11 protein-coding genes are annotated in these 15,662 nt (G+C 71.2%); 4 read left to right on the top strand and 7 right to left on the bottom strand.

The genetic code is table 11. The annotated features are described in order from the left end of the window. The first annotated feature begins 7 nt into the window (after positions 1–7). Together ACZ42X_RS09820 and ACZ42X_RS09815 are read left to right on the top strand one after the other, a co-directional pair. Positions 8–4,591 (top strand): putative T7SS-secreted protein, encoded by a 4,584-nt coding sequence (locus ACZ42X_RS09820; protein WP_468286361.1) that lies wholly within the window; start codon positions 8–10, stop codon positions 4,589–4,591. Between the two features lie 41 nt (positions 4,592–4,632). After that, complete coding sequence (locus ACZ42X_RS09815) at positions 4,633–5,397, top strand: colicin immunity domain-containing protein (protein WP_468286359.1); 765 nt, start codon at positions 4,633–4,635, stop codon at positions 5,395–5,397. 107 nt (positions 5,398–5,504) lie between these two features. Here ACZ42X_RS09815 and aspS read toward each other — a convergent pair whose 3' ends face one another. Continuing rightward, complete coding sequence (aspS, locus tag ACZ42X_RS09810; protein ID WP_468286356.1) at positions 5,505–7,322, bottom strand: aspartate--tRNA ligase; 1,818 nt, start codon at positions 7,320–7,322, stop codon at positions 5,505–5,507. 123 nt (positions 7,323–7,445) lie between these two features. On the opposite strand from aspS, the gene ACZ42X_RS09805 reads away from it, so the two are divergent. Next, the gene (locus tag ACZ42X_RS09805) at positions 7,446–9,677 is read left to right on the top strand and encodes a SpoIIE family protein phosphatase (protein ID WP_468286353.1); all 2,232 of its coding nucleotides are present in this window, start codon (positions 7,446–7,448) and stop codon (positions 9,675–9,677) included. On the opposite strand, the gene ACZ42X_RS09800 is transcribed toward ACZ42X_RS09805, so the two are convergent. Both ACZ42X_RS09800 and ACZ42X_RS09795 read right to left on the bottom strand, forming a co-directional pair. Then, positions 9,635–10,774, bottom strand: coding sequence for an AI-2E family transporter (locus tag ACZ42X_RS09800; RefSeq protein ID WP_468286350.1), 1,140 nt, complete (start codon positions 10,772–10,774; stop codon positions 9,635–9,637). The genes ACZ42X_RS09805 and ACZ42X_RS09800 overlap by 43 nt on opposite strands. A 66-nt stretch (positions 10,775–10,840) precedes the next feature. Further along, on the bottom strand, positions 10,841–11,821 hold the full coding sequence (locus tag ACZ42X_RS09795) for a pirin family protein (protein WP_468286347.1): 981 nt from the start codon (positions 11,819–11,821) through the stop codon (positions 10,841–10,843). Between the two features lie 133 nt (positions 11,822–11,954). Here ACZ42X_RS09795 and ACZ42X_RS09790 point away from each other — a divergent pair, with 133 nt between their 5' ends. Then, a complete protein-coding gene (locus ACZ42X_RS09790; RefSeq protein WP_468286344.1) occupies positions 11,955–13,211 on the top strand; it encodes a DUF4241 domain-containing protein in 1,257 nt (418 codons plus the stop codon). A 117-nt stretch (positions 13,212–13,328) separates the two neighbouring features. Here the strand turns inward: ACZ42X_RS09790 and ACZ42X_RS09785 are convergent, their stop codons facing one another. From ACZ42X_RS09785 to ACZ42X_RS09770, 4 genes are all read right to left on the bottom strand, one after another. Further along, positions 13,329–13,796, bottom strand: coding sequence for a GNAT family N-acetyltransferase (locus tag ACZ42X_RS09785; RefSeq protein WP_468286341.1), 468 nt, complete (start codon positions 13,794–13,796; stop codon positions 13,329–13,331). 66 nt (positions 13,797–13,862) lie between these two features. Then, positions 13,863–14,444, bottom strand: coding sequence for an LURP-one-related family protein (locus ACZ42X_RS09780; RefSeq protein WP_468286338.1), 582 nt, complete (start codon positions 14,442–14,444; stop codon positions 13,863–13,865). An 88-nt stretch (positions 14,445–14,532) separates the two neighbouring features. Continuing rightward, positions 14,533–14,985: an SseB family protein gene (locus ACZ42X_RS09775; protein ID WP_031072101.1), complete on the bottom strand. Its 453-nt coding sequence runs from the start codon at positions 14,983–14,985 to the stop codon at positions 14,533–14,535. Between the two features lie 62 nt (positions 14,986–15,047). Then, positions 15,048–15,656, bottom strand: a complete 609-nt coding sequence (locus ACZ42X_RS09770) for an NADPH-dependent F420 reductase (protein ID WP_468287471.1) — start codon at positions 15,654–15,656, stop codon at positions 15,048–15,050. Between the last annotated feature and the right edge of the window lie 6 nt (positions 15,657–15,662).

The following is a 15,662-nucleotide window of genomic DNA, read 5'->3' as shown; positions in this document are numbered from 1 at the left end:
GGCGCTGATGTCGAGCTGGGACGTGTGGGGCAAGGTCGCCGACGCCGGTTACGACCGCGTCGGGGACATGGCCGAGTGGGGGAAGGAGAAGCTCGGGCAGGCGGTCGACAAGGGCTCCGAGATGGCGGGTGACCTGATCGAAAGAACGGGTTCCGCCGAGCTCGCGGACGCGGTCCGGGACATGGGCGACCGCACCGCGTCGTCCTTGGGCGCGGAGATCGGTGAGCTCCAGCTGGGTGAGACCGAGGAGGCCAACGAGCTCATCCACGGCAACCCGGCCCAGATCAGCAAGACCGTGAAGGATCTCGTCGATTTCCGCAGGGCTTTCGACCTGGTCGCCCAGGGCATGAAGCGGCTGGACACCGGCGAGTGGAAGGGGGAGGCGGCCGAGGCCTTCCGGGAGAAGTTCGCGCTGCTGCCGCCCGACTGGCTGCACGCCGCCGATGCCTGCGAGGACGCGGCCAAGGCGCTCAGGACGTACGCCGAGGTGGTCACCTGGGCGCAGGGCGAGGCGAAGAGGGCCATCGCCCTGTACAAGGAGGGCCAGGCGGCCTCCCAGGCCGCGGTCGACGCGTACAACAAGAAGGTCGACGCCTACAACCAGGCGCTTGACCAGCCGAACCCTCCTGAAAAGCCCGGCCCGTTCACCGACCCCGGGCAGGCGAAGCGCGACGACGCCCAAGAGGCTCTCACGCGTGCGCGTCGGCAGCGCAACGACGCGGCCGAAACTGCGAAAGCGGCCATGGCCTCCGCACTGGCACACGCGCCGGACGTGCCCACCGGCCTGAACCGGGCAAAGGCCGACCTGATGGACTACACCGTTTCCACGTCGACCGAGCTCACCCACATGGCCGGCGGCTTCGTGAAAGCGGGAGCCGGCACGCTCAACTTCATCCGGGGCGTCTACCCACTCGATCCGTACAACCGGACACACCCGGCCGAGTACTACAAGAACCTCAACATGACCCTGGCCGGCCTGGTCTCCACGGCCGCCCACCCCGACCGAGCCCTGAAGAGTGCCTGGGAATCCGCCAAGAAGGACCCCAGCGAGTTCGGCGGCCGGCTGCTCTTCGAACTGGCCATGCCCACCAAGGGGGCAGGCGCCATCAAGACCATCGCGCGGCTCAAGCACCTTGACGGCGCCGCGGGGGGAGGCAAGGGGCGTGAAGGTCACCGTGACGACCCGGAAGGCAATGGTCGAAACTGTAACGACAAGGTCTGCGATGGAGACCCCATCGACATGGCCACCGGCCGGATGGTCCTGCCGCAGACCGACATTTCCCTGCCGGGCTCTCTGCCCCTTGTGTTCAGCCGTACCTTCGAGTCGTCGTACCGAGCGGGCCGCTGGTTCGGGCCGGCGTGGGCGTCGACCATCGACCAGCGTCTGGAGATCGACTCCGAAGGCCTGATCTTCGTCCGCGAGGACGGCAGTCTGCTGGCCTACCCGCATCCGGCCCCCGGTGTGCCGGTCATGCCGACCCATGGTGCCCGCCTACCGCTGGACCGCGACCAGGACGGTTACACGGTTACCGACCCGGAAACGGGCCGGATCTGGCGCTTCGCCGACCACAGTGCGGACGTGGCGCTCCTCGCCCAGATCGACGACCGCAACGGCCGCTGGACTTCCTTCGAGTACGACCAGGCCGGTACCCCGACGGCGATCGTCCACCACGGTGGCTACCACCTCAAGCTCACCACCGCCGAGGGCCGCGTCACCGCCCTGCACCTCGCGGGCGCCGCAGCCGACGGCACCGACCAGGAGATCCGCCGCTACGGCTACACCGGCGGCCACCTCACCGAGGTCGTCAACTCCTCCGGCCGCCCTCTCCGCTTCGGCTGCGACGAACACGGCCGGATCACCTCGTGGACGGACACCAACGGCGGTCACTTCGACTACGTCTACGACGGCCAGCACCGCTGTGTGTACCAAACCGCCCCCAACGGCCGCATGGAGTCCCGCTTCACCTGGGACGACACGGACCCTGAGACCGGACTGCGGTCGCACACGATCACCGACGGCCTGGGCAACACCACGCGCTACCTCGTCAACGACCGTGTCCAGATAGTCGGTGAAATCGACGCGACGGGAGCGGTCACCCGCTTCGAGTACGACCGCTACAACCGGCTGCTCTCCCGCACCGACCCGGTCGGCCATGTCACGCGATACACCTACGACGACGCGGGCCGGCTGATCGAAGCCGTCCGCCCGGACGGCAGACGGCTGACCCTGGACCGCAACGAGCGCGGGCTTCCGCAGCGCGTGCGAGGCACGGACGGCACGGTGACACGCCTCACCTACGACGAGCGTGGAAACCGCACCTCCGTCACCGACGCCACCGGCGCCACAACCCGGTTCTCGTACGACGAAGCGGGCGACCTGACCCAGGTGACCGACGCCCTCGGACACTCGACTGTCGTACGCCGCAACGCTGCAGGGCTACCCATAGAGGTCACCGACCCGCTGGGAGCCACGACGCGCTACGAGCGCGACGCACTCGGCCGGACCGTCACCATCATCGACCCGCTCGGTGCGACGACCCGCCTGGCGTGGACGGTCGAGGGCCGGTTGGCCCGGCGCATCGACCCGGATGGCAGCGAGCAGTCCTGGACGTACGACGGAGAAGGGAACTGCCTCACCCACACGGACCCCATGGGTGCCGTCACCCGCTTCGACTACACGGACTTCGACCTGCTGGCGGCCCGGACCGAACCCAATGGGGCCCGCTACGCATTCCTCCACGACTCCAACCTGCGGCTGACCGAGGTCGTCAACCCGCAGGGGCTGCGCTGGACGTACACGTACGACCCCGCTGGGCGCCTCGTCTCCGAGCGCGACTTCGACGACCGCACACTCTCCTACGCGCACGATGCGGCGGGCCGCCTCATCGCCCGGACCAACGGCGTGGGGCAGACGGTGCGGTACGAGCGCAACGCGCTGGGACAGGTCGTACGCAAGGACGCGGCGGGGGCCGTCACGACCTTCGAGTACGACGTCTTCGACGAGCTCGCCATGGCCACCGGCCCGGACGCGACGCTGACACGCCTGCGCGACAAGTACGGCCGCCTCCGGTCCGAGACCGTCAACGGGGCCCGGATGGAGTTCGGCTACGACACCCTGAGCCGCCGTACGAGCCGCCGGACCCCCAGCGGCGCCGTCAGCACCTGGACCTACGACGCGGCAGGCCGCCGTACAGAGCTGACCACGGCCGGCCGCACCCTCACCTTCGAACACGACGCGATCGGCCGGGAACTCGCCCGCCACATCGGCGACACGGTCACGCTGACCCACGCATTCGACTCACTGGGTCGTCTCACCGACCAGCACGTCACCGGAGCAGGCCGCACCGTCCAACGCCGCGCCTACACCTACCGCGCGGACGGCAACCTGATCGGCATCCAGGACCAGCTCTCCGGCACCCGCACCTTCGACGTCGACGTGACCGGCCGGGTCACCGCCGTCCACGCGGAGGGCTGGACGGAGCGGTACGCCTACGACGAGGCGGGCAACCAGACGGAGGCCTCGTGGCCCGCCTCCCACCCCGGCCAGGAGGCCACGGGCGCCCGCGCCTACACAGGTACCCTCCTCACCCGCGCGGGCTCCATCCGCTACGAGCACGACGCACAGGGCCGTATCATCCTGCGCCAGAAGACGCGTCTCTCCCGCAAGCCGGACACCTGGCGCTACGAGTGGGACGCGGAAGACCGGCTGACGTCGGTGACGACACCGGACGGGACGGTCTGGCGCTACGCGTACGACCCCTTGGGCCGCCGCATATCCAAGCGTTCAGCTGTGGAAACGGTCCACTTCACCTGGGACGGCACGACCCTCTGCGAGCAGACGACCGACCACGTCACCCTCACCTGGGACCACGCAGGCCTGCGCCCCCTGTCCCAGACGGAACGCCGCACGGACACGGACGACGAGCGCTTCTTCGCCATCGTCACCGACCTCATCGGCACGCCTACGGAACTCGTCGACGAATCGGGGGACGTGGCGTGGTGCACCCGATCAACCCTCTGGGGCACGACGACGTGGAACCGCGACGCCACGGCGTACACCCCCCTCCGCTTCCCAGGCCAGTATTTCGACCCTGAATCGGCACTCCACTACAACCACTTCCGCTACTACGACTCGGAGTCGGCTCGTTACCTCACCCAGGACCCACTGGGCCTGGCCCCGGCGCCGAACCCGGCGGCATACGTCGAAAACCCTCACACGTGGTCCGACCCCCTGGGTCTATCCCCATGCCCAAAGGACGCCAAGGGCAGGTGGGAGCAAAAAGCAGACTTCTCAAGTCAGAAGGTTATGAGCAAGAAATTCCACGCCCACGCTGGTGACTTTTTGGATATCCCTGGGAACCTGAACAAGGCCAACCTGCAGAGGTTCGAAGAGAGCATGCGGCAGCACATGACCTCTTCCGACACGAAGATCTATCGATATAATTACCGAAATCAGGGACAAGCTGTCGGCTTCATCGATCCGTCTTCACAGAAGATGGTCATGCTCCACACAGATGGGACGTTCTGGTCCGCTTATCGCCTGAGTGATCAGCAGTTCGAAGGAATAATTCACAAGGGGTTCTTGTGGTGACACCACCTCCCTATGAGAGCCGGCCCGAGCAGGAAGGTCCCTTGCTCGGACCGGACGGAGGCTTCGCGCCGGCATGGCTGTCCGGCAAGAACGTGGCTCCGGTCCCCGCGAGCGCGCGCCTTGACGCCGCCGTGGTGCGCCGCATCGAAGCGGGGTGCCGGGCTGTGGGTACGCAGCACGTCCTCGACGCCCCGACTGCGGCCGTCAGCCACAGCACCTCGGCCACGGCGGTGCCCCGTCGGGCCAGCGAGGCGGGCCTCGTCGGTGTGGTGCCACCTGCGCTTCTGTACACGCCGGACCTGCAAGGAGCCGTGCTGTTTCCCGCGCCGGGATACACGCTGATCGCCGGGACCGAGGCGTTCCTGAACGCCGCGGTGGCTGAAGGGGTCGATGCGGCACGGGCACGTTTCGGGCGATACGCACGGACGGTCGAGGAGCGGTGGCCGTATCTGCGGGAGATCGCCGCCACCTACCCGCCCGCCCACAGAGCGTGGTCGCACCCGGGTCATGTCCCACCGGGCACTGCTTCGGCTCGACTCGTGTCACTGCTCAGCAGCTTCACTCAGGGCACATGCACCGCGGCGCAGTTCGCAGACGGGTGGTGGGAAGCCCGGAGGGCAGCGCGTTCCCAGGGCGAACGGGCCACCGGGGACCTGGCCGAGCTCCTGGATCACGTGTTCATGGTGCTCGAGGACTACACGCCCGACCCTGAACTCAGGGAAGCCGGCGACCTGACGGACAGCGAGCTGCGGGAGAGGATCCGCAGCCTCGTCCGGGAGACGACGCGAGGGGCAGACGGGGAATGACCCCGATCCGCGGCCGGCGGCATGGCGGATCGGCCTGAAGGCCTCCGTACGAAAGGGCCCGGAACCGTGTGTACGGTTCCGGGCCCTTCGTCAGTGCCTCGTGTCGCTTACCGCGCCGCGTCCGGGTGGACCGACTCGGTCACCGGGCGGGACTCCGCCGACTTCGGGGCCACCGGCTTGCGGAGCGCGATGTTCAGCTCGCGGAGGCGGGACTCGTCCAGCTCCGTCGGGGCGCCCATCATCAGGTCCTGGGCGTTGCCGTTCAGCGGGAAGGCGATCGTCTCGCGGATGTTCGGCTCATCCGCCAGGAGCATGACGATGCGGTCCACGCCCGGGGCGATGCCGCCGTGCGGCGGGGCGCCGAAGCGGAGGGCGCGGAGCATGCCCGCGAACTCGTGCTCGACGGTGTCGCGGTCGTAGCCCGCGATCTCGAAGGCCTTCAGCATGATCTCGGGCTCGTGGTTCCGGATCGCGCCGGAGGAGAGCTCCACGCCGTTGCAGACGATGTCGTACTGCCAGGCCAGGATGTCCAGCGGGTCCTTCTCCTCCAGATCCTTCATGCCGCCCTGGGGCATCGAGAAGGGGTTGTGGGAGAAGTCGATCTTGCCGGTCTCCTCGTCCTTCTCGTACATCGGGAAGTCGACGATCCAGCAGAAGCGGAAGACGTTCTCCTCGAAGTGGCCGGCGCGCTTCGCGGCCTCGACGCGGACCGCGCCCATGATCTTGGAGACCTCGTCGAACTCGCCGGCGCCGAAGAAGACCGCGTGGCCCGGGGCCAGGGAGAGGCGCTCGGTCAGCGTCTTGACGTTGTCCTCGGTGAGGAACTTGGCGATCGGGCCCGTGAACGACATGTCCTCGCCGACGCGGATCCAGGCCAGGCCCTTCGCGCCGTGCTCGACCGCGAAGTCGCCGAGGCCGTCGAAGAACTTGCGGGTCTGCGACGCGACGTCCGGCACCGGCAGCGCGCGCACGTGCTTGCCCGCGAACGCCTTGAACTCGGAGTCGGCGAAGACGTCCGTGATGTCGACGAGCTCCAGCTGGGCGCGCAGGTCCGGCTTGTCGTTGCCGTACTTCAGCATCGCCTCGCGGAACGGGATCCGCGGGAAGGGGGACGTGACGGGGCGGCCGCCGCCGAACTCCTCGAAGAGCTCGGTCATGAGCTTCTCGATCGGCTGGAAGACGTCCTCCTGCTCGACGAAGCTCATCTCGACGTCGAGCTGGTAGAACTCGCCCGGCGAGCGGTCCGCGCGCGCGTCCTCGTCGCGGAAGCAGGGCGCGATCTGGAAGTAGCGGTCGAAGCCGGAGATCATCAGCAGCTGCTTGAACTGCTGCGGCGCCTGCGGCAGCGCGTAGAACTTGCCCGGGTTCAGGCGGGACGGCACGACGAAGTCACGGGCGCCCTCGGGGGAGGTCGCGGTGAGGATCGGCGTCGCCATCTCGTTGAAGCCGAGCGCCACCATCTTGGAGCGAATGGCGGCGATCACGGCGGACCGCAGCATGATGTTGCGGTGCATGCGCTCGCGGCGCAGGTCGAGGAAGCGGTACTCCAGGCGGCGCTCCTCGTTCACGCCGTCGTCCGCGTTGATCGTGAACGGCAGCGGGGCGGAGGCGCCCAGCACCTCGACCTCGGCGACCTCGACCTCGATCTCGCCGGTCGGCAGGTCGGGGTTGACGTTCTCGGTGCCGCGCGAGACGACCTTGCCGTCGACGCGGACGACGGACTCCTTCGTCTGCTTGTCCAGCGCCTCGTACGCGGCGGTGCCGGGCCGGGCGACCAGCTGCGTGATGCCGTAGTGGTCGCGCAGATCGATGAAGAGGATGCCGCCCAGGTCGCGCCGATTGTGCAGCCAGCCGCTCAGCCGGACGTCGGTACCGACGTCAGAGGCGCGGAGCTCGCCGCAGGTGTGGGACCTGTACCGATGCATCGTCGTTCATCCAGTCTCGGGATAGGGATAGGGCTCGACGCGTCAAGGGTACCGGCCGCGCCTCGGCGAGGTTTCCGAGATCGCCGGTGGCGGGCGGTCTGCCCGTCTTCTTAGAGTGGGTCAATGCGCACCGAGGACGTCCTGGCCGCGATCGCGACCGGCCTGTGGCGCTGGGACAACGCGACCGGGATCGTCACGCTCGACGCGGAGGCGGCCCGGCTGCTCGGGCTGCCCGCCGAGCCGGCGGAGCTGACGGAGGCCGCCGTACGCTCCCGCTTCCACCCCGTCGACTGGAACGAGATCGACGGCATCGTGAACCTCGCCGTCGCCGAGGGCACCCTCGCCGAGGCGCGTCTGCGGATCGTGGACGAGACCGGCCGGGTGCTCCGTACCGTACGCAGCCGCTCCCGGCCCTTCATCGACGGCACCGACTACCACCTCGTCGGCACGCTCCAGGAGGTCGCGGAGCCGCCGGCCGGCACCGCCGCCCGCACCCCCGTCACCGGCGACTGGCGCCGCTCGCGCGAGGCGTTCCTGCTGGACGCGGGGCGGGCGCTGGCGGAGGCGCGGTCCACGGCGGAGGTGCTGCGGGTGGCGGCGTCGCTGTCGATGCCCGGCTTCTCGCCGGACGGCCTCGCGGTCTTCGGGGTGGCGGGCGACCGGCTGACGATCATCGGTCACCACGGGCACAACGCGGGCGACGACGGCCCCTTCACGGACATGCCGCTGGAGACGGACTACCCGGCGGCCGAGGTCGTACGGTCCGGGCGGGCGATCTACCTGCCGTCGCCGGAGGAGTACCGCGACCGCTTCCCGGCCACCTGGCCCCTGGCGCAGCGTTTCGGCAGGGAGTCCTGGGCCTTCCTGCCGCTGATCGTCGCGGGGCGCACGATGGGTGCCTGGATGGCGGCGTTCAAGCACCGGGTCGCCTTCACGCCCGACGAGCGGTCCGTGCTGACGACCGTGGCGCGGATGCTGGCGCAGGCGCTCGCGCGCGCGGGGGTCGCGGAGTCGGAACGCGAGCTGTCGCTGGGCCTCCAGCGCACGATGATGCCGGTGCTCGGCCCGGCGATCCCCGGCATGGAGGTGGCAGCGCGGTACGTGCCCACGGGGGGCGGCCTCCAGGTCGGCGGCGACTGGTACGACGTGATCCAGCTGCCGGCCGGGCGTACCGCTCTCGTCATCGGCGACGTACAGGGGCACGACGTACGGGCCGCCGGCCTGATGGGGCAGCTCCGGATAGCCCTGCGCGCGTACGCCTCCGAGGGCCACCGGCCGGACGCGGTGCTGTCGCGCGCCTCCCGCTTCCTGTACGGGATCACCGACAGCGCCGAGGGGGACCACGGCGGGCGCTTCGCGACCTGCCTGTACCTGGAGGTCGACCCGGCGACGGGCACGGTGGACATCGCGCGGGCCGGGCACCCCGACCCGGCGATCCGGATGGCCGACGGGACGGTGGTGCAGCGGCCCACCGCGGGCGGCCTGCCGCTCGGCATCGTCCCGGACACCGACTACCCGACGACGCGCCTCACGCTGGAGCCCGGCGAGACGCTGATGATCTGCACGGACGGGCTGCTGGAGACCGGCGGGCACGACCTGGAGTCGGGCTGGGTCCGGATCCGCAAGCTGCTGGAACAGCACGATGCCGCCGACGGGCTGGAGGTGCTGGCCGACTGCCTGGTCCAGGCGGTGCACGGGCCCGGCTCGCACTACACCACGGGGCCGTTCGCCGACCGGCGCGAGGACGACATCGCGGTGCTGCTGCTGTCGCGTACGCCGGGGGGCGCGGCGCAGCGGGTGCCGGTCCGCCGCACCGCGCTGACCGTCGCCCAGGCGGAGCCGGAGCGCATCGCGGCGGGGCGGCAGCAGCTGCGGGAGCTGCTGCACGACTGGGCGGACCCCGAGCAGGTGGACGCGGCGGTCCTGATGGTCTCGGAGATGCTGACGAACGTCCTCGTCCACACGGACGGCGACGCGCTGCTGGTCGCCGAGGCGACGGGCGAACGCGGGGCGCGCCTGCTGCGCGTCGAGGTCGCGGACGCGAGCGACGAGCTGCCGCACAAGCGGCGCCCGGGCGAGATGGCCTCGTCGGGCCGGGGCCTGCTGCTGATGGAGATGCTGGCGCAGTCCTGGGGCGTGGACCCGCGGGGCGAGGGCAAGTCGATCTGGTTCGAGATCCGGGAGGGGGCGGGGCCTGAGGCGTGGGCGGGACCCGCGCGGCCTGGCGAGTCGGTGGGGCCTGGGGGGTCGGTGAAGTCTGGGGAGTCGGCTGGGCCTGGCGAGGCGGTGGAGTCGGCGGTGCTCGAGGCGTTCTACGACGCGGAGGACCCGCCCTCGCCCGCGCCCCCGGCGTAACCGCCCGCGCGGCCGCCCGCGCCCCCCGCGTAACCACCCCCGCCCCCGCCCGCGCCTCCGGCGTGGCCGCTCGCGTACCGCCTGCGCAGTTCGCCGAGCACCCCGAAGGCCGCCGCCGTCAGCGGCACCGCCAGGAGCATGCCGAGGATGCCGGCGACCGACGCGCCCGCCGTGATGGCCAGCATGACGACGGCCGGGTGCATCTGTACCGTGCGGGACTGGATCACCGGCTGGAGTACGTGCCCCTCCAGCAGCTGTACGGCGAGGACGACGCCGACCGCCCACAGCGCGATAACCCAGCCCCGGTCGGCGAGTGCGACGAGGATGGCGACGGCGCCGGAGATGAAGGCGCCGAGGTACGGGATGTACGCGCCGACGAAGACGAGCGCGCCGAGGCCGAGGGCGCCGGGCACGCGCAGGATCAGCATGCCGATGGTGATGAGCACCGCGTCGATCAGCGCGATGAACGTCGTGCCCCGCATGAACCCCTCCATGGCGCCGAAGGCGCGGCGGGCCATGGCCTCGACGTGGTCGGCGCTGTGGCGCGGCGCGAGCGAGCGCAGCGCCGCCATCGCGCGTCCGGAGTCGCGGAGGAAGAAGAAGACCAGGAGCAGGGCGAGGACGGTCATCGCGATCACCTCGCCGACCACGCTGAGCCCGCTGATCACTCCGGAGGCCGCTGTACCGCCGAATTTCCCGAGCAGCTCGCGTGCGTTGGCGGCGAGGTCGCCGAGCGAGGTGCCGGCCGCGCCGAAGTGCGGGGCGAGGCCGTCCGCGGCGCGCCGCAGCGAGGCGAGGATCTGGTCGCCGGTGTCGATGAGCACCCGGGCGACGACGTACGTCGCGCCGCCGACCACGGCCACGACGGCGGCGCAGGTCAGCCCGGCGGCCAGCGACCGCTGCACCTTCATGGCGAGGAGCCGCCGGTGGAGCGGCCCGAGGAGCGCCGCGCCGAGGAGGGCGAGCAGGACCGGGGTCACGGCGGTCTGGAAGGTGACGCACAGCCAGACGCCGACGGCGGCGACGCCGGTCAGGAGCAGGATGACGACGCACCAGGCGGCGAGGCGCCGGACGGGCTCGGGCAGCAGGGTGTGCACGCCCCCCAGCGCACCACGCCCGGCCGGGGGCCGCCCGTGGACGGGCCCCGGCCGGGTGACGCGGCGTCAGCTGCCCTGGAGGCCGCCGGGCTTCATGCCGTGGACGGCGGGGATGCGGCCGAGGCGGCCGGCCTGGAAGTCCTCGAAGGCCTGCTGGAGCTCGGCGCGGGTGTTCATCACGAACGGCCCGTAGTGCGCCATGGGCTCCCGGATGGGCCGCCCGCCGAGGAGGACGACCTCCAGGTCGGGGGTGTGGCCGTCCTGCCGCACGTCGGCGCGCACGGTCAGCGAGCCCCCGTCGCCGAAGACGGCGGTCTGCCCCATGTGGACGGGCCGCCGCTCGTGCCCGACGGAGCCGCGCCCGGCGAGGACGTACGCGAGGCCGTTGAAGTCCTCGCGCCAGGGCAGGATGACCTCGGCGCCGGGGCGCAGGGTGGCGTGGACCATGGTGATGGGCGTGTGCGTGATGCCGGGGCCCTGGTGCCCGTCGAGCTCACCGGCGATGACGCGCAGCAGGGCGCCGCCGTCGGGCGAGGCGAGGAGCTGGACCTGGCCGCCGCGGATGTCCTGGTAGCGGGGGTCCTTCATCTTGTCCTTGGCGGGCAGGTTCACCCACAGCTGGAGCCCGTGGAAGAGGCCGCCGGACATGACGAGCTGCTCCGGCGGCGCCTCGATGTGCAGCAGCCCGGACCCGGCGGTCATCCACTGGGTGTCGCCGTTGGTGATGGTACCGCCGCCCCCGTTGGAGTCCTGGTGGACGAAGGTGCCGTCGAGGAGGTACGTGACGGTCTCGAAGCCGCGGTGCGGGTGCCAGGGGGTGCCCTTGGGCTCGCCGGGCGCGTACTCCACCTCGCCCATCTGGTCCATCATGATGAACGGGTCGAGGTACCGGTAGTCGATCCCGGCGAACGCGCGCCGCACCGGGAAGCCCTCCCCTTCGAAGCCGCTGGGCGCGGTGGTCACGGCCAGCACGGGCCGCGCCGGGGCCTGGGCCGGTGCGGTGACGCGCGGCAGGGCGAGCGGGTTCTCGGCGGTCACGGCAGGCATGGCGTCCTCCTCGGGGTGGGGCTGCGTCCAGTTTAGTTGAAGACTGAACTTCTTGCCATGGGAACACGGCCCCGCGCTCCGTCATTCCCCCGTGCCGTCCCCGTTGTCAGTGGCGGCTGCGATCATCCGTCGCATGGAGAACGAGACGCAGACGGTCGTCGTCGACGTGGCGTACGGCGAGGGCTGGGACCTGGCGGCCCGCGCGCTGGTACGGCCCCTGAGCCGGGAGGCGGCGCTCGCGCGGGACGGCGCCGGGCTGCCGTACGCCGTGGCGCTCCGGACACCGGGCCGCGAGGCGCCGCTGGAGGTCCGGCTGGTGTCCTGGCGCGACCACTACGCGGGCGTGTGGGTGTACGACGCCGAGGGCCGCCGTACGCACCACCTGGACATGCGGCTGCTCGACGGGGACAGGCTGCTCCACCGCCTCACGCGGCACTGGGTGTACGCCGACGCCGGCACCCCGGAGTTCGACGACCGCTGCGCCTCCACGACGCTGGAGCTCTTCCCCGACGGGCGGGGGTCCCTGGAGCGCCACCGGCCCGGGCCGGGCGGCGGCCTCCTCGTGACGACGCCGGACCTCGCGGAGGAGGAGCGGTGGCTGGCGCGGCCGGCCTTCGGGGAGTGGCCGCTGTTCTCGCCGCACCTGGGCCCGGTGGAGCTCCGCGACGCGGAGGTGCCCGCCGCGGGCGACGAGCCGCGGGAGGAGTGGCGCCCGCCGCGCCCCGGCGGCTACGGCGACCGCGGCGCGCTGTTCCGGCCCGGTACGCGCCTGACCGCGAGCTACTACGGCGAGATGACGGTGCTGGAACCGGACCGGAGCCTGGAGATCCGGATACCCAGCGGCGTCCTGGCCGTCGACGCCCCCGACAACTCCGGCGGCCCGGAGTTCGCGATCCCGGTACCACCGGGCACGTACACGCTGGAGACGGCCCGGTTCTCGTACGCCTACGACTCCGAGTTCGCGGGCCGCCGGGTCACCGCGACCGACCTTCCGGCCGTACGGCTCCGCCTGAGCGACGAGCCGCCGGTGCGGTGGGAGATGGCCCTCGGCGAGGACCACGACCCCCGGCTGCTCCCGGACGGCGGGGCGTACGGCTTCGGCACCGACAGCGCGACGGGGTGCTTCGCGGACGGCGCCGCCTGGGAGCGGCTGAAGGGGCTCTACGCCCGGGCCCTGTTCGAGAACGACGAGACCGCCGGAGAGGACCTCTCGGGGAGCAAGGACTCGATGTTCCTCATGCGTACGTCGGACGAGGCGACGGCAGCCGACCTGCTGGCGTTCGCGACCGGCGGGGACGGCACCTACGCCGTCTGGCTGGGCCGCACGGCGTCCGGGGACCTCGCCTGCGTGGACGTACAGGTGGGGTACCTGGAGGTGCTGAGGCTCTGAGGCTCTTGCCGCCGACCGACTGAGGCAGGCCGGCGGGGGCGGGAGCCGGGCCAGGAAGCCGCCGTCCTACCCGGAGGGCCGGCGGGGGCGGCGGTGAGGGAGCGGGGGACCGGTCGCTCAGAGGTCCAGTTCGCCGATGATCTCGTCCTCCGCCTTCTCGCCGGTCGGCTGGAAGCCGAGCCGCAGGTAGAACTCCTCCGGCCCGTCCGCCCCCGGCACCCACGTCACCGTCACGCGCGTGCCGCCGCGCCTGCGGATCTCCTCGCAGACCGCCTCGACCGCGAAGCGGCCGTACCCCTTGCCCTGCTCACCGGCGGCGATGGCCAGCCGCCACAGACCGGAGCGCGGGCGCGGGTCCTCGCACTCGGGGGCGAAGCTGATGTCGAAGAAGGCCATCACGAAGCCCACGAGCCGGTCACCGTCGAAGACCAGCCGGGGCCAGGCGGTGTCGGGCCTGGCGTACGCCTCGGCCAGCGACCGCGCGACCGGGGCGACGAAGCGCTCCTGGTCCGGGCGGACGGTGAGCTTGCACGCGTCGAGGACGTTGTCGGGGGTGATCTTCTCCAGGCGGAGAGCAGTTGTCATGCCCGGCACCCTAAGTGCCCCGCCGACGGCCGGTCACCTGCATTTACGCACCCGGAGCGCGTCCGCTCAGCGCGACTGGAGGGCGTCCAGGGCGACGGTCAGGCACAGGGCGAGCCGCCGGTCGAGCGACGGGTCCTCGACGCGTATCGCGTACCGGTCGCGGAGTCCCCACTTCCGCTCGACCGACATGACGGGGCTGCCGTCCTCCCGGGCGAAGTCGAAGTGGAACACGAACGGAATCGGCACCGGAATCGGCAGGACCGCGTCCGCCAGCTGTACGGCACGGCGGGCCAGCGCGATCCCCTGGCTCCGCTCCTTGCCGGTCACGGGCGGCTCCTCGCCCTGGGTCAGGTGCCAGGTGGACCGCAGCAGCGAGGCCTTGCCGTCCTTGCGGAAGCTGCCGATGGGGGTGCCGTCGGCGCCGGTCACGTCGTACGTGGCGCCGAAGTCGACGATGCTCTGGGCCTTGAAGCGGGCGAGCACCTCGGAGCGGTCCTCGCCGGTCCAGAGGGTGACCTCCTCCTTGAGCTTCATCCGCTTCTGCTCGGCGAAGGCGACGACCTGGTCACCGTCGGGGGCCGTGATCACATAGCGGTTCACGAGCGCGGTGATCTTCTGGGCCATGCGGAACTCACTCATCTGCTGCATACGCGGAACGCTATGCGGCGCAGCGAGGCCGGTTCCTCATCCTCAGGTCGGAGAACTCCCCGGCCCCTGGGACGGGTCCCAACGGGTCCTAGCCGTACATCCGCCGCATCGCGAAGTCGACCATCTGCTCGACGGCCTTGGCGTCGAAGACGATCCGGTGGTCGCCCTCCATGTCGAGGACGAAGCCGTACCCGGTGGGCAGCAGGTCGATCACCTCGGCGCCGGTGATCACGAAGTACTTGGACTCCTTGCCCGCGTACCGCCGCAGCTCCTTCAGCGAGGTGAACATCGGGATGACCGGCTGCTGGGTGTTGTGCAGTGCGAGGAAGCCGGGGTTGTCACCGCGCGGGCAGTAGACCTTCGAGGTGGCGAAGATCTGCTGGAAGTCCTCGGCGGACAGCGATCCGGTGGTGAACGCCCGCACGGCGTCGGCGAGCGAGGGCGGCGACGGCTCGGGGTACAGCGGCGGCTGCTGCGCGTACCCCTGCTGGGGCGGGGCGTACTGCTGCTGGGCGCCCTGGTTCTGGTCGTAGCCGTACATGGCCACCAGGGTACTGAGTACGAAGCGGCCTCGTGGGCCCACCACCCGCCCCGGGCACGGTTTCAGACAGCCGTCGGCGGCGCCGGCAGCATCGCGCGCGGGTCCTGTCCGGACAGCCAGAGCCCGATGAGGAAGGCGGTGGTCGCCTCCAGCAGCCCGGCGCGCTCCAGCCCGCCCGCGTCGAGCGGCTCGCCGCCGATGTCGCGTACGAGGGTGCGTACGGTCTCCAGGGCCTCTTCGTCGTCGCCGCACAGCGGTACGGCGGGCGGGGCGAGGCGCCACACCGCGTCCGCGCAGTGGTTGAACGCCTTCACGACGCGGGCGCCGGAGGCCTCCGCGATGCGCTGCGCGGCGGAGGGGCCGCCGTCGGTGGTGAGCAGGAAGCCGGGGCCGACGGGGTTGGTGCAGTCGATGAGCACCCGGCCCCGCAGGGCGGTGCCCGTCGCCGCCACGACGTCGAGGGCGCTGCCGTAGGGGACGGCCAGCAGCGTCGCGTCGCCGAACGCGGCGACGTCCGCGAGGGTGCCCGCCCCTTCGGCGCCGATGCGGCGCGCCAGTTCCGCCGCCCTGTCGGGGGTGCGCCCGCCGATGCGTACGCGGTGGCCCGCGCGCACCCAGTGGGTGCCGAGGGCCTCCGCCATGTTTCCGTTGCCGAGGATGCCGATGCGCATGTTCAT

The sequence above is a fragment of the Streptomyces sp. NPDC030862 genome (assembly GCF_055571835.1).
This window is presented reverse-complemented; position numbering and strand designations above follow the sequence as displayed.